The sequence below is a fragment of the Pseudomonas sp. 3MA1 genome (genome assembly GCF_029237275.1).
Lineage (GTDB): Bacteria > Pseudomonadota > Gammaproteobacteria > Pseudomonadales > Pseudomonadaceae > Aquipseudomonas > Aquipseudomonas fluorescens_AP.
Genome location: NZ_JAACFX010000001.1, coordinates 762,446 through 780,682 on the forward strand (window position 1 = coordinate 762,446; position 18,237 = coordinate 780,682).

The 18,237-nt window shown below is 62.8% G+C and carries 18 protein-coding genes; 16 read left to right on the forward strand and 2 right to left on the reverse strand.

The genetic code is table 11. The annotated features are described in order from the left end of the window. Window positions 1-9: 9 nt before the first annotated feature. The 8 genes from GWQ44_RS03640 (at window position 10) to GWQ44_RS03675 (ending at window position 7,058) form a co-directional block, all read left to right on the forward strand. Window positions 10-195, forward strand: a complete 186-nt coding sequence (locus GWQ44_RS03640; protein ID WP_011060103.1) for a Trm112 family protein — start codon at window positions 10-12, stop codon at window positions 193-195. After that, entirely contained in the window at window positions 192-956 is a 765-nt protein-coding gene (gene kdsB, locus GWQ44_RS03645; protein WP_016968264.1) for a 3-deoxy-manno-octulosonate cytidylyltransferase, read from the forward strand. Before GWQ44_RS03640 ends, kdsB begins: the two co-directional genes overlap by 4 nt. Beyond that, window positions 956-1,420, forward strand: a complete 465-nt coding sequence (locus GWQ44_RS03650) for a low molecular weight protein-tyrosine-phosphatase (protein ID WP_016968265.1) — start codon at window positions 956-958, stop codon at window positions 1,418-1,420. The genes kdsB and GWQ44_RS03650 overlap by 1 nt, the downstream gene beginning before the upstream one ends. Beyond that, window positions 1,417-2,436, forward strand: coding sequence for a UDP-N-acetylmuramate dehydrogenase (gene murB / locus GWQ44_RS03655; protein ID WP_275926651.1), 1,020 nt, complete (start codon window positions 1,417-1,419; stop codon window positions 2,434-2,436). Before GWQ44_RS03650 ends, murB begins: the two co-directional genes overlap by 4 nt. 251 nt (window positions 2,437-2,687) lie before the next feature. Continuing rightward, window positions 2,688-3,158 carry a (2Fe-2S)-binding protein gene (locus tag GWQ44_RS03660; RefSeq protein ID WP_016968267.1) on the forward strand — a complete coding sequence of 157 codons (471 nt, stop codon included), beginning with the start codon at window positions 2,688-2,690 and terminating at the stop codon, window positions 3,156-3,158. After that, window positions 3,155-5,470 carry a xanthine dehydrogenase family protein molybdopterin-binding subunit gene (locus GWQ44_RS03665; protein WP_275926652.1) on the forward strand — a complete coding sequence of 772 codons (2,316 nt, stop codon included), beginning with the start codon at window positions 3,155-3,157 and terminating at the stop codon, window positions 5,468-5,470. The genes GWQ44_RS03660 and GWQ44_RS03665 overlap by 4 nt, the downstream gene beginning before the upstream one ends. Then, window positions 5,470-6,465 carry an XdhC family protein gene (locus tag GWQ44_RS03670; protein WP_275926653.1) on the forward strand — a complete coding sequence of 332 codons (996 nt, stop codon included), beginning with the start codon at window positions 5,470-5,472 and terminating at the stop codon, window positions 6,463-6,465. The genes GWQ44_RS03665 and GWQ44_RS03670 overlap by 1 nt, the downstream gene beginning before the upstream one ends. Further along, on the forward strand, window positions 6,462-7,058 hold the full coding sequence (locus GWQ44_RS03675) for a nucleotidyltransferase family protein (RefSeq protein ID WP_275926654.1): 597 nt from the start codon (window positions 6,462-6,464) through the stop codon (window positions 7,056-7,058). Before GWQ44_RS03670 ends, GWQ44_RS03675 begins: the two co-directional genes overlap by 4 nt. Window positions 7,059-7,120: 62 nt before the next feature. Here the strand turns inward: GWQ44_RS03675 and rne are convergent, their stop codons facing one another. Continuing rightward, window positions 7,121-10,414: a ribonuclease E gene (gene rne, locus GWQ44_RS03680; RefSeq protein WP_275926655.1), complete on the reverse strand. Its 3,294-nt coding sequence runs from the start codon at window positions 10,412-10,414 to the stop codon at window positions 7,121-7,123. A 715-nt stretch (window positions 10,415-11,129) separates the two neighbouring features. On the opposite strand from rne, the gene rluC reads away from it, so the two are divergent. Genes rluC through sppA form a run of 3 tightly spaced genes read left to right on the forward strand, consistent with a single transcriptional unit; the run spans window position 11,130 to window position 13,749 of the window. Beyond that, a complete protein-coding gene (rluC, locus tag GWQ44_RS03685) occupies window positions 11,130-12,086 on the forward strand; it encodes a 23S rRNA pseudouridine(955/2504/2580) synthase RluC (protein ID WP_016965316.1) in 957 nt (318 codons plus the stop codon). Then, window positions 12,076-12,738 carry an HAD-IA family hydrolase gene (locus tag GWQ44_RS03690; protein WP_047302834.1) on the forward strand — a complete coding sequence of 221 codons (663 nt, stop codon included), beginning with the start codon at window positions 12,076-12,078 and terminating at the stop codon, window positions 12,736-12,738. Before rluC ends, GWQ44_RS03690 begins: the two co-directional genes overlap by 11 nt. A gap of 21 nt (window positions 12,739-12,759) precedes the next feature. Further along, a complete protein-coding gene (gene sppA, locus GWQ44_RS03695) occupies window positions 12,760-13,749 on the forward strand; it encodes a signal peptide peptidase SppA (protein ID WP_275926656.1) in 990 nt (329 codons plus the stop codon). Between the two features lie 55 nt (window positions 13,750-13,804). On the opposite strand, the gene GWQ44_RS03700 is transcribed toward sppA, so the two are convergent. After that, on the reverse strand, window positions 13,805-14,383 hold the full coding sequence (locus tag GWQ44_RS03700; protein WP_047302836.1) for a nucleoside triphosphate pyrophosphatase: 579 nt from the start codon (window positions 14,381-14,383) through the stop codon (window positions 13,805-13,807). Window positions 14,384-14,488: 105 nt separating this feature from the next. Here GWQ44_RS03700 and GWQ44_RS03705 point away from each other — a divergent pair, with 105 nt between their 5' ends. The 5 genes from GWQ44_RS03705 (at window position 14,489) to fabG (ending at window position 18,048) form a co-directional block, all read left to right on the forward strand. After that, window positions 14,489-15,016, forward strand: coding sequence for a YceD family protein (locus tag GWQ44_RS03705; RefSeq protein WP_011060115.1), 528 nt, complete (start codon window positions 14,489-14,491; stop codon window positions 15,014-15,016). Window positions 15,017-15,029: 13 nt separating this feature from the next. Beyond that, window positions 15,030-15,212: a 50S ribosomal protein L32 gene (rpmF, locus tag GWQ44_RS03710; RefSeq protein WP_003179396.1), complete on the forward strand. Its 183-nt coding sequence runs from the start codon at window positions 15,030-15,032 to the stop codon at window positions 15,210-15,212. Between the two features lie 3 nt (window positions 15,213-15,215). Next, window positions 15,216-16,226 carry a phosphate acyltransferase PlsX gene (gene plsX / locus GWQ44_RS03715; RefSeq protein ID WP_080963026.1) on the forward strand — a complete coding sequence of 337 codons (1,011 nt, stop codon included), beginning with the start codon at window positions 15,216-15,218 and terminating at the stop codon, window positions 16,224-16,226. 126 nt (window positions 16,227-16,352) lie between these two features. Next, window positions 16,353-17,291 carry an ACP S-malonyltransferase gene (gene fabD, locus GWQ44_RS03720; protein ID WP_275926657.1) on the forward strand — a complete coding sequence of 313 codons (939 nt, stop codon included), beginning with the start codon at window positions 16,353-16,355 and terminating at the stop codon, window positions 17,289-17,291. Window positions 17,292-17,307: 16 nt separating this feature from the next. Next, window positions 17,308-18,048, forward strand: a complete 741-nt coding sequence (fabG, locus tag GWQ44_RS03725; RefSeq protein ID WP_011060118.1) for a 3-oxoacyl-ACP reductase FabG — start codon at window positions 17,308-17,310, stop codon at window positions 18,046-18,048. Window positions 18,049-18,237 lie beyond the last annotated feature (189 nt).

The window sequence follows — 18,237 nt, forward strand, 5'->3', positions numbered from 1 at the left end:
GGAAACCTCATGGACACCAAACTGCTCGACATCCTGGCCTGCCCGATCTGCAAGGGCCCGCTCAAACTCAGCGCCGACAAGACCGAGCTGATCAGCAAGGGCGCCGGCCTGGCCTATCCGATCCGCGACGGCATCCCGGTGATGCTGGAAAGCGAAGCCCGTACCCTGACCACCGAAGAGCGCCTGGACAAATGAGCAGCGCCTTCACCGTGGTCATTCCGGCGCGCTTTGCCTCCACTCGCCTGCCGGGCAAGCCCCTGCAACTGATCGCCGGCAAGCCGATGATCCAGTGGGTCTGGGAGCAGGCCTGCAAGAGCAGCGCCGAGCGGGTGGTGGTGGCCACCGACGACCCGCGTATCGTCGAGGCGTGCCAGGGTTTTGGCGCGCAAGCGCTGCTGACCCGGGACGATCACAACTCGGGCACCGATCGCCTGGCGGAAGTCGCCAGCCAGCTTGGCCTGGCGGCGGATGCCATCGTGGTCAACGTTCAGGGCGACGAACCGCTGATCCCGCCTTCGGTGATCGACCAGGTGGCGGCCAACCTGGCAGCCCACACCGAAGCGCGCATGGCTACCCTGGCCGAGCCGATCGAGGATGTGCAGACGCTGTTCAATCCCAACGTGGTCAAGGTGGTCACGGACCTCAACGGCCTGGCCCTGACCTTCAGCCGTGCCACCTTGCCCTGGGCGCGGGATGCCTTCGCCAAGAGTCACGAGCACCTGCCGGAAGGCGTGCCTTACCGGCGCCACATCGGCATCTATGCCTATCGCGCCGGTTTCCTCCATGACTTCGTCAGCTGGGGCCCGTGCTGGCTGGAAAACACCGAATCCCTGGAGCAGTTGCGTGCCTTGTGGCACGGCGTGCGGATTCATGTCGCCGATGCCCTGGAGGCCCCACCCACCGGCGTCGATACCGCCGAAGACCTTGAGCGCGTCCGGCGCCTGCTGGAGGCCTGATGCGGGTTCTGTTCGTCTGCCTGGGCAATATCTGTCGCTCGCCGACCGCCGAAGGCGTGCTGCGCCACAAGTTGCGCGCGGCCGGCCTGGGCGATCAGGTGCAGGTCGCGTCCGCCGGCACCAGCGACTGGCATGTCGGCAAGGCCCCGGATAAGCGCAGCCAGCAGGCGGCCTTGCGCCGTGGCTACGACCTTTCGGCGCAACGGGCGCAGCAGGTCGGCAGCGCCGATTTCGCCGTGTATGACCTGATCCTGGCCATGGACCAGAGCAACCTGCGCCACCTCAAGGCCCTGCAACCGGCCCGGGGCAAGGCCGAGCTGGACCTGTTCCTGCGCCGCTACGAGTCGGTACTGGATGAAGTGCCCGATCCCTACTACGACGGCGAGCAGGGCTTCGAGCAGGTACTGGACCTGATCGAAGCGGCCTGCGACCGGCTGGTGATCGAATTGAAGGGGCGGTTATGACCCTGCACATTCAATCCGATGTCTCGCTCAAGCCGTTCAACAGTTTCGGGGTTGAGGTCAAGGCCCTGCGCTTTGCCCAGGCCCATAGCGATGACGACGTGCGCGAAGCCCTGGCTTATTGCGCCGCGCAGCAGTTGCCGTTGCTGGTGATCGGTGGCGGCAGCAACCTGCTACTGACCGCGGATATCCAGGCCCTGGTGCTGCGCATGGCCAGCCGCGGCATCCGTCTGCTCAGCGACGACGGGCAACGGGTGGTGGTGGAAGCCGAGGCCGGGGAAACCTGGCATCCCTTTGTGCAATGGACCCTGGAGCAGGGCTTGTCCGGGCTGGAGAACCTGAGCCTGATTCCCGGCACCGTCGGCGCTGCGCCGATGCAGAACATCGGCGCCTATGGCGTGGAGATCAAGGACGTGTTCGCCGGCCTGACCGCCCTGGACCGGCAAACCGGTGAATTGCGCGACTTTGAACTGGCCCAGTGCCAGTTCGCTTACCGCGACAGCCTGTTCAAGCATGAGGCCGGTCGCTGGTTGATCCTGCGGGTGCGTTTTGTCCTGAATCGCGTCGATCATCTGCACCTTGAGTACGGTCCGGTGCGTCAGCGCCTGAACGAGCAGGGCATCGAGCAGCCGACGGCCAGCGATGTCAGCCGGGCGATCTGCAGCATTCGCAGCGAGAAACTTCCGGACCCGGCGGTGCTTGGCAATGCCGGCAGTTTCTTCAAGAACCCGGTGGTCCCGGCGCTGCTGGCGGCGCAGATCAAGCAGGCCTACCCGGGGCTGGTGGGTTATCCCCAGGCCGACGGGCAGGTCAAACTGGCGGCCGGCTGGCTGATCGAGCAGGCCGGCTGGAAGGGCTTTCGTGAAGCCGATGCCGGGGTCCATCGCCTGCAATCCCTGGTGTTGGTGAACTACGGCGCGGCCACCGGCCTGCAACTGTTGGAGCTGGCCCGGCGGATCCAGCACGATATCGCCGAGCGCTTTGGCGTCGAGCTGGAGATGGAGCCGAATCTGTATTGAGGCGACTCTTGAACTAAGCTCAGCGCTTGAGCCAGAGGCCTTGCACGGTGCACACCCTGCAAGGCTTTTTTATCTCCGGCGGCTTAACTTAGCTTGCTAACAATGTAAGTATTTGTCGTCGCCAAAGGCCCGGTGAAGCCCTGTCTTCACAAGAGAGCCCGATTAGCCTGAGCCCATCTGCGCGCCCCGCAGCCGCACTGCCGCGTGGCAGATGGCTCGACCCCATCACCTCATAGAATGCGGGCGTGCCCATGATTACCCTGAAGCTCAACGGTCAAGATCACCCCCTGGACGTCACCGAGGACATGCCGCTGTTGTGGGCCATCCGCGATGTGGCGGGTTACAGCGGCACCAAATTTGGCTGCGGCATGGGCCTGTGCGGTGCCTGCACCGTGCATGTCGATGGCGACCCGGCGCGCAGTTGCATCACCCCGGTCGGTTCGGTGCTGGGCAAGAATGTCAGCACCATCGACTACCTGCACAACGATCCGGTGGGGCAGGTGGTGCAGCAAGCCTGGCTGGATACGGCGGTGGCCCAGTGCGGCTACTGCCAGGGTGGGCAGATCATGTCCGCCACGGCCCTGCTGAAGATCCATCCCAATCCCAGTGACGAACAGATCGAAGAGGCGATGCTCGGCAATATCTGCCGCTGCGGCACCTACAACCGGATCAAGACCGCGATTCGCCAGGCGGCCAACCATCTGCAGGAGGCCAAGGCATGAGCTCTTTACCCAGTGATTTTGCCCTGAGCAACCTCAGTCGCCGCGGTTTTCTCAAGGGCGTGGGCGCCACCGGAGCCCTGGTACTGGCGGCCAGTTGGGGCTGGCAGCAGGCGTTTGCCGAGGACAAGAAATTTGGTGCCGATGGCATGCCCCACGGCTGGGTCGACGATCCCAAGGTCTATGTGAGCATCGCCAGCGACGGCAGCGTGACGGTGATCTGCAACCGTTCGGAGATGGGCCAGGGGGTGCGTACCAGCCTGAGCATGGTGGTGGCCGATGAGTTGGAGGCTGATTGGGCGCAGGTCAAGGTCAAGCAGGCGCCCGGTGACGAGGCGCGGTTTGGCAACCAGGACACCGATGGCTCGCGCAGCATGCGCCATTGGTACGAACCCATGCGGCGTTGCGGCGCTGCGGCGCGGACCATGCTGGAGCAGGCGGCTGCCGAGCAGTGGCAGGTGCCTCTGAGCGAGTGCCGGGCGCAGCTGCACAAGGTGGTTCACGCCCCCAGCGGGCGCGAACTGGGCTATGGCGCGCTGGCCGCGGCGGCGGGGGCTCGGGCGGTGCCGGCCCGGGACAGCTTGCGTCTGAAGCAGCCGTCGGAGTTTCGCTATATCGGCAAGGAGGCGACCCGCGCCATCGACGGTCAGGACATCGTCAACGGGCGCGCGGTGTACGGCGCCGACGTGCACTTTGAAGGCATGCTGTTCGCCGCCGTGGCGCGGCCCCGGGTCTATGGCGGCAAGGTCAAATCGGTGGATGACAGCGCAGCGCTGAAGGTGCCTGGGGTGATCCGGGTGATGCCCATCGACAGTCGCCCCGTGCCTTCCGAGTTCCAGCCCCTGGGGGGCGTGGCGGTGGTGGCGAGCAATACCTGGGCAGCGATCAAGGGGCGCGATGCGTTGAAGATCGAGTGGGACGATGGGGTCAATGCCGGCTACAACTCCGTCGACTACCGCAAGGAACTGGAGGCCGCGGCCCAGAAGCCGGGCAAGGTGGTGCGCAGCACCGGCCAGCTGGATGAGGCCATGGCGGCGGCCGAGAGCAGCCTGGAAGCCACCTATTACCTGCCGCACCTGGCCCAGGCGCCGATGGAACCGATGGTGGCGGTGGCGCGCTTTCAGGACGGTCGCTGTGAAGCCTGGGCGCCGAGCCAGGCGCCTCAGGTGACCCGCGAGCGAATCGCCGAGCGCCTGGGCATCGGCTTTGACCAGGTCACCGTGAACGTCACCCTGCTGGGCGGTGGTTTCGGGCGCAAATCCAAGCCGGATTTCATTCTGGAGGCGGCCATCCTGGCCCAGGCCTTTCCCGGCAAGGCGCTGCGGGTGCAGTGGACCCGGGAAGACGATATCCACCACTCCTATTTCCATACGGTGTCGGCGGAGTACCTCAAGGCCGGGTTGAGCAAGGACGGCCTGCCCGCCGCATGGCTGCATCGCACCGTGGCCCCGAGCATCACCGCGCTGTTCGCCCCGGGGATGAACCACGAGGGCGCCTTTGAGCTGGGCATGGGCTTCACCAACATGGCCTATGCGATTCCCAATGTGCGCCTGGAAAACCCCGAAGCGGCGGCCCATACCCGGGTCGGTTGGTACCGCTCGGTGTCGAACATTCCCCACGGTTTCGCGATCCAGAGTTTTGTCGACGAACTGGCTCACAAGGCGGGCCAAGACCCCCTGAAGTACCAGCTCAAGCTGCTGGGACCTGACCGTCAGATCGATCCGCGAACCCTGAGCGAAGAGTGGAACTACGGTGAGTCCCCGGAGCGTTACCCGATCGATACCGGGCGCATGCGCGCAGTGCTGGAAACCGCGGCCAAGGCCGCTGGCTGGGGGCGCCCGCTGCCCAAGGGGCGCGGCCTGGGGCTGGCGGTGCATTACAGCTTCGTGACTTATGTGGCGGCGGTGCTCGAAGTGGAGGTCAAGGACGACGGCACCTTGATCGTGCACAAGGCCGACATCGCCGTGGATTGCGGTCCGCAGATCAATCCCGAGCGTATCCGCTCGCAGTTCGAGGGCGCTTGTGTCATGGGCCTGGGCAATGCGGTGCTGGGGGAAATCAGCTTCAAGGACGGTAAGGTCCAGCAGGACAACTTCCACATGTACGAGGTGGCGCGCATGTCCCTGGCGCCCAAGCAGGTGCAGGTGCACCTGGTGACGCCGCCGGGGGATGTGCCGTTGGGCGGTGTCGGTGAGCCTGGTGTGCCGCCGATTGCCCCGGCCCTGTGCAATGCGATCTTCGCTGCCACCGGCAAGCGCATCCGCAACCTACCGGTGCGTTATCAGTTGCAAGGCTGGCAGCAGGCGGGTGCCTGATGGACAGTGTTGACCTGAATGTCCTGCGCAGCGTGCTGGAGTGGCGCCGTGCCGGGCGCGGGGTGCTGCTCTACAGCGTGGTCCAGACCTGGGGCAGCGCGCCCCGGCCGCCTGGGGCCATGCTGGCCTTGCGCGATGACGGCGTGGTGATCGGCTCGGTGTCCGGCGGCTGTATCGAGGACGACCTGATCAGCCGCCAGGGGGACGGGCGTCTTGCACCGCAGGGGCCGCCGGTGCAACTGGTGACTTACGGTGTGACGGTGGAAGAGGCGGCGCGTTTCGGACTGCCCTGTGGCGGCACCCTGCGCTTGACCGAAGAGCGGGTCGGCGATCCGTCCTGGGTCGCCGAGTTGCTGCAACGTTGCCAGGCGCATCAGATCGTGGCCCGGGAGTTGAACCTGAGTACCGGCCAGGTGCTGCTCAAGGCGGCAGGCCAGCGGGATGAACTGACGTTTGACGGTGTCACCCTGCGAGCAATCTACGGACCGCGCTGGCGCCTGCTGCTGATCGGGGCCGGACAGCTGTCTCGCTATGTGGCGCAAATGGCTCGCATGCTGGATTTCGAGGTGCTGGTCTGTGATCCGCGCCAGGAGTTCGTGCAGGGCTGGGAGCAGCAGGATGGACGCTTTGTCGCCGGCATGCCGGACGATGCGGTGTTGAGCATCGAGCCTGATGAGCGCACGGCGGTGGTGGCCCTGACCCATGATCCGCGTCTGGACGATATGGCCCTGCTGACGGCCCTCGACTCCCCGGCGTTTTATGTCGGCGCCCTGGGTTCCCGGGTCAATAGCCAGAAGCGCCGGGACAATCTGGCCCTGCTGGGATTGTCGAGGGCGGCCATTGAGCGCTTGCACGGGCCGGTGGGCTTGCACATCGGCAGTCATACTCCGGCGGAGATTGCCCTTTCGCTGATGGCGCAGATCGTGGCGCTGAAAAATGGTGTCGAGCCCCTGTCCAAGCAGGCGCCGCCGCGCGTGATCGAGGCGGCCAGATGAGTCCCTGGCCTTGCGCGATCATCCTGGCGGCGGGGCAGGGCAGTCGTTATCGGCAGGTGCTCGCAGACGATCAGGACAAGCTGCTGGCGCCTTGCGTGGGGCGCGATGGTGTGCTGCGACCGGTATTGGAACAGGTGCTGGTCAACCTGCCTGCCGAAGTGGTTCGGCGGGTGCTGGTCACGACGCCGGGGCGGCCGCAGGTGGTGCAGCTGGGGCGGGCTTATGGTTGTCAGGTGGTGGTGTTGGACTCCCCGGGCATGGGGCACAGCCTGGCGGCTGCTGTAGTGGCCAGTGCCGACGCCAATGGCTGGGTGGTGCTGCTGGGGGATATGCCCTTCATCCTGCCTGCCAGCGTCAGGCGGGTGATCGCGGGGTTGACTGAGGAGAGCATCAGCGTGCCGCGGCTGGGCGACGATCTAGGGCATCCGGTGGGGTTTGGCCGGGCTTATGCTGCCGCCTTGCAGGGGTTGTCCGGTGATCGTGGGGCCAGGTGCCTGTTTGCTGCGGGCAAGGTGGTCGAAGTGCCTCTGAGCGACCCGGGCGTGGTGTGGGATGTGGATCTGCCAGAGGCGCTGGTGTTTCGGGACCGCTGAATGGCAGGCATGAAAAAGCCCCGCCCGGTTACCCGGACGGGGCTTTTTCATTGCCGGTGGAGTCAGACGAGAGGTTTAGGCTCGTGCTGCTTTTCCTCGGCGTGGGCTACGTGCTCAACGGCCTGTTCGGCGTTGTGCGCAGCCTCTTCCACCACCGGGGCAGGTTGCTCTGCCACAGGCTCGGTGACTGGCGCAGGTGCTGCTTCAGCCGCCTCGACAGGAGCAGGAGCGGCTTCGACCACCACTGGCGCTTCGACCGGAGCGGGCTCGGCAGCAGCTACCGTTGCAACCGGGGCGGCAGCGGCAGCCAGCTCGGCTTCCTTCTGCAGACGCTCGGCTTCACGCTTGCGACGACGCACTTCGCGTGGATCGTTCGGTGCGCGACCGTTGCTGGTCAGGGCGCTCACCGGAGCCGCTTCAACCACGGGAGCCGGGGCTTCAGTGACTGCTGGGGCAACAGCCGGTGCGGGCTCTTCAGCCTGTGCAGGCTGCTGGGCAATCACTGGCTGCTCGATGGCAACAGGTTCAGCGGCCGGGGCCGGAGCTTCCTGAGCAGGCTCGATGGCTTTTTCCTCAACCACTGGCGCCTGGACTGCAGGTTCTGCAACCGGCTGCTCGGCTACCACAGGTTGTGCTTCGACAGTCACGGCGGGTTCGGCGGCGACTTCAACCTGAGGCTGCTCTGCCACAACCGGGGCAACTTCGGCCACTGGAGCCTGTTCAGCCGGGGCCAGTTCAACAGCTGGAGCAGCCGGCGTTTCCACTTCAGTAGTGGCTTCGACCACAGGCGCTTGCGGAGCCTGCTCTGCAACAGCGGCGGTCGCGCGTTCGGCTTGCTGATGCGCTTGGGCTTCAGCGTTGGCGCTGATGGCGGTGCTGGCAACAGCGGCAGTGACCGCGAGGCCGGCGGCCAGATCGGCGCTGCCTGGCTCTTCGGCGTTCTCTTCCGAACCTTCGATCACGTTGCCGTTGGCATCACGCTGACGCTCGCGACGGTTGCTGCGACGACGCTGGCCGCGGGAACGACGGCGTGGACGTTCGCCGTCGGCGGTGTCCTGGCCTTCTTCCTGCAGTTGCTCTTCGTTCGGCAGTGCTTCTTCTTCGCTGGCGGCAGCGGCCTGAGCCTGTTCGGCGCGTGGCTGACGCTCTTCACGCGGCGGACGCGGCTGGCGCTCTTCCCGCGGTGGACGAGCTGGGCGTTCTTCGGCAACGGCAACGGCGGCAGTAGCAGCGGCTGCCGCCGGAGCGGCATCCAGAGGCTCGCGCAGTTCGCGAACACGCTCTTCACGCTCGCCACGTGGCTTGCGGTCTTCACGTGGGGCGCGCGGTTGACGCTCTTCACGTGGAGCGCGAGGTGCGCGTTCTTCGCGAGCTACGCCCTGGACTTCTTCGCGTGCTTCACGCACTTCCCGCGGTTGGCGCTCTTCCCGTGGTGCGCGCTCTTCGCGCGGCGCACGTTCTTCACGTGGCTTGCGCTCTTCGCGCGGCGCACGTTCTTCACGTGGCTTGCGCTCTTCGTCGCGGCGACCGTTACGGTTGCGGCTCTGCTGGCGGCCGTTGCGGCGCTGCTCTTCGTTGTTGCGGGCAGGACGCTCGGTTGCCGGCTTCTCGACCACAACCGCAGCGGCCGGCTCTTCCTTGGAGGCGAACAGGCTGACCAGGGACTTGACCAGGCCTTTGAACAGGCTTGGCTCGGCAGCAACCGGGGCCGGAGCGGCAACCGGGGCGACGGCTTCGGTCGGCACTGGGGCGTTGGCGCGGGCCGGCGCGGTCTTCACCGCAGCTTCCTGGCGAACCAGGGTGCGGGTGGCGGCGGCTGGCTGAACTTCTTCGGCTTCGGCCGCGGCCGCAGCGATTTCGTAGCTGGACTGGTTGGTGTTGGCTTCCGGGCTGTCATCGCGCAGACGCTGGACTTCGAAGTGCGGCGTTTCCAGGTGATCGTTCGGCAGGATGACAATGCGAGCGCGGGTGCGCAGTTCGATCTTGGTGATCGAGTTGCGTTTTTCGTTGAGCAGGAAGGCGGCTACCGGAATCGGCACTTGGGCGCGAACTTCGGCGGTGCGGTCTTTCAGGGCTTCTTCTTCGATCAGGCGCAGGATCGCCAGGGACAGCGACTCGACGTCACGGATGATGCCGGTGCCGTTGCAGCGTGGGCAGACGATGCCGCTGCTTTCGCCCAGGGATGGACGCAGGCGCTGACGGGACATTTCCAGCAGGCCGAAGCGCGAGATGCGGCCGATCTGCACGCGGGCGCGGTCGGCTTCCAGGCATTCGCGGACTTTTTCTTCCACGGCGCGCTGGTTCTTGGCTGGGGTCATGTCGATGAAGTCGATGACGATCAGGCCGCCGATATCACGCAGACGCAGTTGGCGCGCGATTTCTTCCGCGGCTTCCAGGTTGGTCTGCAGGGCGGTTTCTTCGATGTCGCTGCCTTTGGTGGCGCGGGCCGAGTTGATGTCGATGGACACCAGGGCTTCGGTTGGGTCGATGACGATGGAGCCGCCGGAAGGCAGTTCGACCACGCGCTGGAAGGCGGTCTCGATCTGGCTTTCGATCTGGAAGCGGTTGAACAGCGGCACGCTGTCTTCGTACAGCTTGATCTTGCTGGCGTACTGCGGCATCACCTGGCGGATGAAGGTCAGGGCTTCGTCCTGGGCTTCAACGCTGTCGATCAGCACTTCGCCGATGTCCTGGCGCAGGTAGTCGCGGATCGCGCGGATGATCACGTTGCTTTCCTGGTAGATCAGGAATGGCGCGGAGCGATCCAGGGAAGCTTCCTTGATGGCGGTCCAGAGTTGCAGCAGGTAGTCGAGGTCCCACTGCATCTCTTCACTGCTGCGGCCCAGGCCGGCCGTGCGCACGATCAGGCCCATGTCGGCAGGTGCCACCAGGCCGTTCAGCGCTTCGCGCAGTTCGTTGCGCTCCTCGCCTTCGATGCGGCGGGAAATACCGCCGGCACGCGGGTTGTTCGGCATCAGTACCAGGTAACGACCGGCGAGGCTGATGAAGGTGGTCAGGGCGGCGCCCTTGTTGCCACGCTCTTCTTTTTCGACCTGGACGATGACTTCCTGGCCTTCGCTCAGGACGTCCTTGATGTTGACGCGGCCTTCGGGGGCTTTCTTGAAGTATTCGCGGGAGATTTCTTTGAGGGGCAGGAAGCCGTGGCGCTCAGAGCCGAAATCGACAAAGGCAGCCTCGAGGCTTGGTTCGATACGAGTGATTCGGCCTTTATAGATGTTGGCCTTTTTCTGCTCGCGTGCACCGGACTCGATGTCCAGATCGTAGAGGCGCTGGCCGTCTACCAGGGCAACACGCAACTCTTCGGGTTGAGTTGCGTTAATCAGCATTCTTTTCATGTAGTACCGTCGGTTTCCGGGCTGCCGGAAACGGCGTTCGGCACACACGACTTCTCACGGTCGGTGTCAGGTGCGTCAGGAGTGGTTGACCACTCGAGTGTCTAGCGAGGTTCGTCCAAGTAACTAAGAACGAAGTCGCGACTCACGCGTCCTGCTTGCTGTGGTGACTAAGGCACCGCTTAAGCAAAAGTCTGTCAGGAGGAGGAATCAACCGGCGACTGTGGACGAGATGAAGCGTCTTGAATAAAGCCTAATGCTACACAGTCCGACGGTTGTGCATCTCCACCCTACACGTATCCCTGATAATTCGGGTGCTGCCGCGCGCAGAATCCGCAGCGGGTTGGCATTTACCGTGAACTCCGAAAGGGGAGGTCACGCATCATGGCTAAAGGCGTTGTTTCCGCAACCTTCGCTTGGGGTTGTCAGGCGCTGACTGCACTTTGTGAACTGGCCGTTAATCGCTGCATAGAAGGCGAGTGATAACTCTGCTTTCTACGGGTTTCAGGCCTCATGTCACCTGCGCTTGTTACAGCGTCAGACTCTTCCGGTATGTAGCGAGAGCTGCGTAGGACGGCCTTGCGTCCTGATGAATTGCGTTGGTCAGGGCCGGCTAGTTGCCGCTGTTCCGCTGTCCAGCCGCTTTTGGCGGCGTTCGCGACTATAGCAGCAATCATTAAGTGCTTCAAATCCATAAAAAATTGTTATCATTCGCGCCATGACGACTACTGCCCCCTCGACTCCAGGCGTTCAATTGCTTGAGGTCTCGCCGGAATATGCCGGCCAACGTATTGATAACTTCCTTCTCGCGCGACTCAAAGGCGTGCCCAAAACCTTGATTTATCGCATTTTGCGCAAAGGCGAAGTGCGAGTGAACAAGGGGCGGATCAAGCCCGAGTACAAGCTGCAGGCGGGTGATGTGGTGCGCGTGCCGCCGGTGCGCGTGCCCGAGCGTGACGAACCGGTGCCGCTGGCTCAAGGGTTGTTGCAGCGACTGGAAGCCTCGATTGTCTTTGAAGACAAGGCGCTGATTGTGATCAACAAGCCTGCCGGCATTGCCGTGCACGGCGGCAGCGGCCTGAACTTCGGGGTGATCGAAGCCTTTCGTCAGTTGCGTCCGGATGCCAAGGAGCTGGAGCTGGTGCATCGCCTCGACCGCGACACCTCCGGTCTGCTGATGATCGCCAAGAAGCGCAGCATGTTGCGCCACCTGCATGCCGCGCTGCGTGGCGACGGTGTGGATAAGCGCTACATGGCGCTGGTCCGTGGTCATTGGGCGACGGCCCTGAAACAGGTGCGCGCGCCTCTGCTCAAGAGCAACCTGCGTTCCGGTGAGCGCATGGTCGAGGTCAATGAAGAGGGGAAGGAGGCCTTGACGGTGTTCAAGGTGCTGCGCCGCTTCGGCGAGTTCGCCACCATGGTCGAGGCCAAGCCGGTGACTGGCCGCACTCACCAGATTCGCGTACACACCCTGCATGCCGGGCACTGCATTGCCGGTGACAGCAAGTACGGTGACGATGATTTCACTCGTGAGATCCGCGAGTTGGGCGGCAAGCGTCTGTTCCTTCACGCCTACATGTTGACCGTGCCGCTGCCTGATGGCGGCGAGCTGAAGCTGCAGGCGCCAGTGGATGAAATGTGGGCCAAGACCGTGGAGCGCTTGAGTGCACCCTGATTACCAGCTGTTGATCTTCGATTGGGATGGCACTCTGGCGGATTCCATTGGTCGGATTGTCGAGTCGATGCATGTGTCGGCCGATCGCTCCGGTTTTCCCCGGCGCGACGATTTTGCTGTCAAGGGCATCATCGGTCTTGGCTTGCCAGAAGCGATTCGCACCTTGTATCCGGAAATTGACGATGGTCAGTTGGTGGCCTTTCGTCAGCATTACGCGGATCACTACATCGCGCTGGAGGCTGAGCCTTCACCGTTGTTTGCTGGCGTGGTGCAGTCTCTCGAGGCATTCCGGGCTGAGGGGTATCGGTTGGCGGTTGCCACGGGCAAGGCTCGGCGCGGATTGGATCGGGTGCTGAAGGCGCACGGTTGGGAAGAGTATTTCGATATCACTCGGGCGGCCGACGAAACCGCCAGCAAGCCTCATCCGTTGATGCTGGAGGAAATTCTCGCGCATTGCGGAGTCGGGCCGAGGCAGGCGCTGATGGTGGGCGATTCCTCCTTTGATCTGTTGATGGCGCGCAATGCCGGGATGGATTCGGTGGCCGTGAGCTACGGTGCCCAGTCCATCGAGGCGTTGCAGGTATTCGAGCCGCGCTTGTCCATCGACCGTTTTCCTCAATTGCATGCCTGGCTGAGTCAGGCTGCCGAATAAGTTTTTGCTGGGGTAGCAGGCATGAGCGACGAATGGAAAGCGCCAAGCAAGGCGGGCGCTGAAGGGGCTGATGATAAGAGCTGGAAACTGCTGGAAAAGACACTCCTGGCCGGTGTCCAGGAGCAGCGTCGTTCGCGGCGCTGGGGGATCTTCTTCAAGCTGCTGACCTTTGTGTATCTGTTTGTGGCGTTGGCGTTGTTTACGCCGCTGATGACCATGGAAAAGAATGCGGCTCGCGGCGGCAGCTATACCGCGGTGATCGATGTCACTGGAGTGATCGCCGATAAGGAGTCGGCCAGTGCGGACAATATTGTCGGCAGTCTGCGTACCGCCTTCGATGATCCCAAGGTCAAGGGCATTGTCTTGCGCATTAACAGTCCTGGTGGCAGTCCGGTGCAGTCTGGCTATGTCTATGACGAGATCCGTCGTCTGCGGGCGTTGCACAAGGACACCAAGGTCTATGCGGTGATCTCTGATCTGGGGGCTTCCGGTGCTTACTACATCGCCAGCGCGGCCGATGAGATCTATGCCGACAAGGCGAGTCTGGTGGGTTCCATCGGCGTTACGGCGGCCGGGTACGGTTTTGTCGGCACCATGGAGAAGTTGGGGGTCGAGCGTCGTACCTACACCTCCGGCGAGCACAAGTCGTTCCTCGATCCGTTCCAGCCGCAGAAGCCTGATGAAACTCAGTTCTGGCAGGGCGTGCTGGACACCACTCACCGTCAGTTCATTGCCAGCGTCAAGCAGGGTCGTGGCGAGCGCCTCAAGGATAAAGAGCATCCTGAGCTGTTCTCGGGGTTGGTCTGGTCCGGTGAGCAGGCGTTGCAGCTGGGCTTGATCGACGGCCTGGGCAATACCAGTTCGGTGGCGCGGGACGTGATTGGTGAGAAAGAGCTGGTGGACTTCACCGTCCAGGAGTCGCCACTTGATCGCTTCTCGAAGAAGCTGGGTGCTAGCGTGGCCGAACGGATCGCCCTGTGGATGGGCTTTCAAGGGCCAACCTTGCGCTGATTGTGCGGTGCTGAACAAACCAAGCCGGCCAGAGTGTCGGCTTTTTAGTGTCAGGTCAGGGGATCGCCACGCCTTCGGCTAGCAGCATGTCCACCAGGCGGATCAATGGCAGGCCCACCAGGCTGGTGGCGTCACTGCCGGCGGTGCTCTGGAACAGGCTGACGCCCAGGCCTTCGGCCTTGAAGCTGCCGGCGCAGTCGAAGGGTTGCTCGGCGTGCAGGTAGCGCTCGATGCGCTGCTGGTCGAGGGTGCGCATATGTACGGTGAAAGGTACGCAGTCGACCTGGCAGCGGCCTGTCCGGCTGTTGAGCAGGGCCAGGCCGGTGAGGAAGGTCACGCTGGCGCCGCTGGCATCCAGCAGTTGCTGGCGTGCCTTGTCGAAGGTATGGGGTTTGCCGATGATGCGCTCCCCCAGCACGGCGACCTGGTCCGAGCCGATGATCAGGTGATCCGGGTGGGTGGCTGCAAGGGCGCGGGCTTTTTCTTCGGCCAGGCGTTTCACCAGTGCTAGGGCGGGCTCTCCTGGGCGGTGGCTTTCGTCGATATCAGGAGCGCTGCAGGTGAAGGGCAGTTGCAGGCGGGACAGCAATTCCCGGCGATAGGTCGAGCTTGAGGCAAGTAATAAAGGCAGCATGCGCATCTCCTGGGATGGGGCGCAAATTCTAGCGGGGCTGGCAAGTGACGGACAGGGCTGAATTTCCTTTGACATGGCTGGGGGCATCCCTATAATGCTGCGCCTATGTTGAATGACCCGATTCCACCTCACGTTGACCCGCGCAAATTGGCTGACCGTGGCACCACCCTTCAAGGTGAACTGCTGCTGGCCGATTTGGAGAGACTCTGCGACCCGCTTTCCGACAATGTCGGTACGGTGCAGGCTAAATTCGTTTTCGAGCGTGACGAGCGTAAAGCTGTAGTTATCCACAGCTCCATCGACGTCGAAGTCAAAATGGTTTGCCAGCGTTGTCTTGAGCTGGTCACCCTGCCGATCCACAGCGAGTGCAGTTACGCCGTGGTGAAGGAGGGTGCGAATACCCAGTCGTTGCCGAAAGGTTATGACGTGCTGGAACTGGGCGAAGATCCTTTGGATCTGCAGGCGTTGGTTGAGGAAGAGCTTTTGCTTGCCTTGCCCATCGTGCCTGCTCATCATCCGGAAGAATGCCAGCAGCCGGCGGGGCTCGATGAGCCCGAACCGAGCGAGGACGAGGTAACGCGGTCCAACCCGTTCAGTGTATTGGCGCAGTTAAAGCGTGACCCAAACGTTTAGGAGTTAATCAATTATGGCTGTTCAGCAGAACAAAAAATCCCGCTCTGCCCGTGACATGCGTCGCTCCCACGATGCTCTCGAGGCAAGCACTCTGTCCGTAGAAAAGACCACTGGTGAAGTTCACCTGCGTCACCACGTATCGCCAGAAGGCGTATACCGTGGTCGTAAAGTGATCGACAAGGGCGCTGACGAGTAATCCTTGTCCGCTCAAGTCATCGCGATTGACGCAATGGGCGGGGACTTCGGTCCCCGCAGCATTGTTCAGGCCAGTATTGCTTGCCTGTCTGCTACCCCCTCGCTGCATCTGACCCTGGTGGGTCAACCCTCCCTTCTTGAAGAACTGCTTTCCGGCCATTCGGCTGTGGATCGCGCGCGCCTGACAATCGCTCCTGCCAGCGAAGTGATCACCATGGACGAGAAGCCTGCCCAGGCTCTGCGCGGCAAGCCCGACTCTTCGATGCGGGTGGCGCTTGAGCTGTTGCGCGATGAAAAGGTCCAGGCCTGCGTCAGTGCCGGCAATACCGGAGCGCTGATGGCCCTGTCGCGTTACGTGCTCAAGACCCTTCCCGGCATTGATCGTCCGGCGATGGTGGCGGCCATTCCCACTCAGCGGGGCTATTGTCAGTTGCTGGACCTGGGGGCCAACGTCGATTGCAGTGCCGAGCACCTGTTGCAATTCGCAATCATGGGTTCGGTTGCGGCGGAAAGTCTGGGGGTTGTCCGGCCGCGGGTGGCTTTGCTGAACATTGGCACCGAAGACATCAAGGGCAACCAGCAGGTCAAGCTGGCGGCGAGTCTGCTTCAGCAGGCGCGGGGCCTGAACTACATAGGCTTCGTCGAAGGTGATGGGTTGTATCGCGGCGAGGCGGATGTGGTGGTGTGCGACGGTTTTGTCGGCAACATCCTGCTCAAGTCCAGCGAGGGTCTGGCCACCATGATCGCTGCCCGTATCGAGGCGTTGTTCAGGCGCAATCTGCTGTCCCGGGTTGTGGGGGCGCTGGCCTTGCCACTGATGCGGCGATTGCAGGCGGACCTGGCGCCGGCTCGGCACAACGGTGCGAGCTTTCTCGGGTTGCAGGGAATAGTGGTGAAAAGCCACGGTTCTGCGGGTGTTCAAGGGTTTCAGAGTGCGATTCAGCGTGCGCTGATCGAAATCCAGGAAGACCTGCCGCGACGCCTGCACGGGCGCCTTGAAGATCTGTTGCTTTAGGCGTTTATTCCGTGGAGTGCTTAAATGTGACCGCTCAGTTCAATTGGCCATCCAACTGTCAGTTTCTTGCGTCCACCGCGGTGTGACGTCAATTCTCCGACGACAAGATCATTAGGGGCTTGTTACATGTCTGCATCCCTCGCATTCGTCTTTCCAGGACAGGGCTCGCAGTCCCTCGGCATGTTGGCCGAGTTGGGCGCGCAGTACCCACTGATCCTCGACACTTTCAAAGAAGCCTCCGATGCTCTGGGCTACGACCTCTGGGCACTGACCCAGCAAGGTCCCGAAGAGCTGCTCAATCAAACCGACAAGACTCAGCCGGCCATCCTCACCGCCTCCATCGCCCTGTGGCGCGTCTGGTTGGCCGAGGGTGGCGCGCGTCCAGCCTTCGTTGCGGGTCACAGCCTGGGTGAATACAGCGCCCTGGTGGCCGCTGGCAGTCTGACTCTGGCCGAAGCGGTCAAGCTGGTCGAACGTCGTGGTCAGCTGATGCAGGAAGCCGTGCCGGCAGGTCAAGGCGGCATGGCGGCCATTCTTGGTCTGGACGACGCCGATGTCGTGGCGGCCTGTGCGGAAGCGGCGCAAGGTGAAGTGGTCAGTGCGGTGAACTACAACTCCCCGGGCCAGGTGGTCATCGCCGGTGCCAAGGCGGCAGTGGATCGCGCCATCGAGGGCTGCAAGGCGCGCGGTGCCAAGCGTGCCATGCCGCTGCCGGTCAGCGTACCGTCCCATTGCGAGCTGATGCGCCCTGCGGCTGAGCGTTTTGCCGAGTCGATCGCGGCAATCAACTGGCAGGCACCGCAGATTCCGCTGGTACAGAATGTCAGCGCCGCCGTGGCGGCCGACCTCGATACTCTCAGGCGCGACTTGCTGGAGCAGCTGTACAAGCCTGTGCGCTGGGTCGAGTCGGTGCAGACCCTGGCGGCCCAAGGCGCCACCCAATTGGTGGAATGCGGTCCGGGGAAGGTCCTGGCCGGTCTCAACAAGCGCTGCGCCGAAGGCGTGTCGACCTCTAACCTGAATACCCCAGATGCCTTCGCTGCCGCCCGTGCAGCGTTGGCCTGAACTAGGAGAAGCTTGCATGAGTCTGCAAGGTAAAGTTGCACTGGTGACCGGCGCCAGCCGTGGTATCGGCCAGGCCATCGCGCTTGAGCTGGGTCGTATGGGCGCCACAGTGGTGGGTACCGCCACTTCCGCCTCCGGCGCCGAGCGCATCGCCGCTACCCTCAAGGAAAACGGCATTCAGGGCACTGGCCTTGAGCTCAATGTCACCAGCGACGAATCCGTGGCTGCAGTGCTGGCCAGCATCACCGAGCAGTTCGGTGCGCCGGCGATTCTGGTGAACAACGCCGGCATCACCCGCGACAATCTGATGATGCGCATGAAAGATGACGAGTGGTACGACGTGGTCGATACCAACCTCAACAGCCTGTATCGCCTGTCCAAGGGCGTTCTGCGCGGCATGACCAAGGCGCGTTGGGGCCGAATTATCAGTATTGGCTCGGTTGTGGGTGCCATGGGCAACGCAGGCCAAGTAAACTACGCCGCCGCCAAAGCCGGTCTGGAAGGTTTCAGCCGTGCCCTGGCGCGTGAAGTGGGTTCGCGGTCGATCACTGTGAACTCGGTTGCTCCAGGTTTTATCGACACCGATATGACCCGCGAGCTGCCGGAAGCACAGCGTGAAGCCCTGCTGACGCAAATTCCGCTGGGTCGTCTGGGCCAGGCTCAAGAGATCGCGCAAGTGGTCGCTTTTCTGGCATCCGACGGTGCGGCATACGTTACTGGGGCTACAATCCCGGTCAATGGCGGGATGTATATGTGAGTCAAATGTGACGGATTGCTTCAAAAAAATGTCATACGAGCTGTCTAAAATCCGTTATAAAGCTGCAATCAATTTATAGGCAGATGGCCGAAGGGTTTGAGGGACGAAGCTTTCAGTTGAAAAGCTGAAAAGCCTTTCTATACACTTACCCACTGGCCAGCTGCCTGAATTTGTCCATTAGGAGTGAAA

Excerpts from the sequence above, each read along its gene's own strand:
- rne (WP_275926655.1), bottom strand. The coding sequence starts at position 10,414 with ATGAAAAGAATGCTGATTAACGCAACTCAACCCGAAGAGTTGCGTGTT.
- GWQ44_RS03700 (WP_047302836.1), bottom strand. The coding sequence starts at position 14,383 with ATGCTGCCTTTATTACTTGCCTCAAGCTCGACCTATCGCCGGGAATTG.
- GWQ44_RS03650 (WP_016968265.1), top strand. The coding sequence starts at position 956 with ATGCGGGTTCTGTTCGTCTGCCTGGGCAATATCTGTCGCTCGCCGACC.
- GWQ44_RS03660 (WP_016968267.1), top strand. The coding sequence starts at position 2,688 with ATGATTACCCTGAAGCTCAACGGTCAAGATCACCCCCTGGACGTCACC.
- rluC (WP_016965316.1), top strand. The coding sequence starts at position 11,130 with ATGACGACTACTGCCCCCTCGACTCCAGGCGTTCAATTGCTTGAGGTC.
- GWQ44_RS03640 (WP_011060103.1), top strand. The coding sequence starts at position 10 with ATGGACACCAAACTGCTCGACATCCTGGCCTGCCCGATCTGCAAGGGC.
- fabD (WP_275926657.1), top strand. The coding sequence starts at position 16,353 with ATGTCTGCATCCCTCGCATTCGTCTTTCCAGGACAGGGCTCGCAGTCC.
- GWQ44_RS03675 (WP_275926654.1), top strand. The coding sequence starts at position 6,462 with ATGAGTCCCTGGCCTTGCGCGATCATCCTGGCGGCGGGGCAGGGCAGT.
- GWQ44_RS03665 (WP_275926652.1), top strand. The coding sequence starts at position 3,155 with ATGAGCTCTTTACCCAGTGATTTTGCCCTGAGCAACCTCAGTCGCCGC.
- kdsB (WP_016968264.1), top strand. The coding sequence starts at position 192 with ATGAGCAGCGCCTTCACCGTGGTCATTCCGGCGCGCTTTGCCTCCACT.
- GWQ44_RS03670 (WP_275926653.1), top strand. The coding sequence starts at position 5,470 with ATGGACAGTGTTGACCTGAATGTCCTGCGCAGCGTGCTGGAGTGGCGC.
- fabG (WP_011060118.1), top strand. The coding sequence starts at position 17,308 with ATGAGTCTGCAAGGTAAAGTTGCACTGGTGACCGGCGCCAGCCGTGGT.
- GWQ44_RS03705 (WP_011060115.1), top strand. The coding sequence starts at position 14,489 with ATGTTGAATGACCCGATTCCACCTCACGTTGACCCGCGCAAATTGGCT.
- murB (WP_275926651.1), top strand. The coding sequence starts at position 1,417 with ATGACCCTGCACATTCAATCCGATGTCTCGCTCAAGCCGTTCAACAGT.
- rpmF (WP_003179396.1), top strand. The coding sequence starts at position 15,030 with ATGGCTGTTCAGCAGAACAAAAAATCCCGCTCTGCCCGTGACATGCGT.
- sppA (WP_275926656.1), top strand. The coding sequence starts at position 12,760 with ATGAGCGACGAATGGAAAGCGCCAAGCAAGGCGGGCGCTGAAGGGGCT.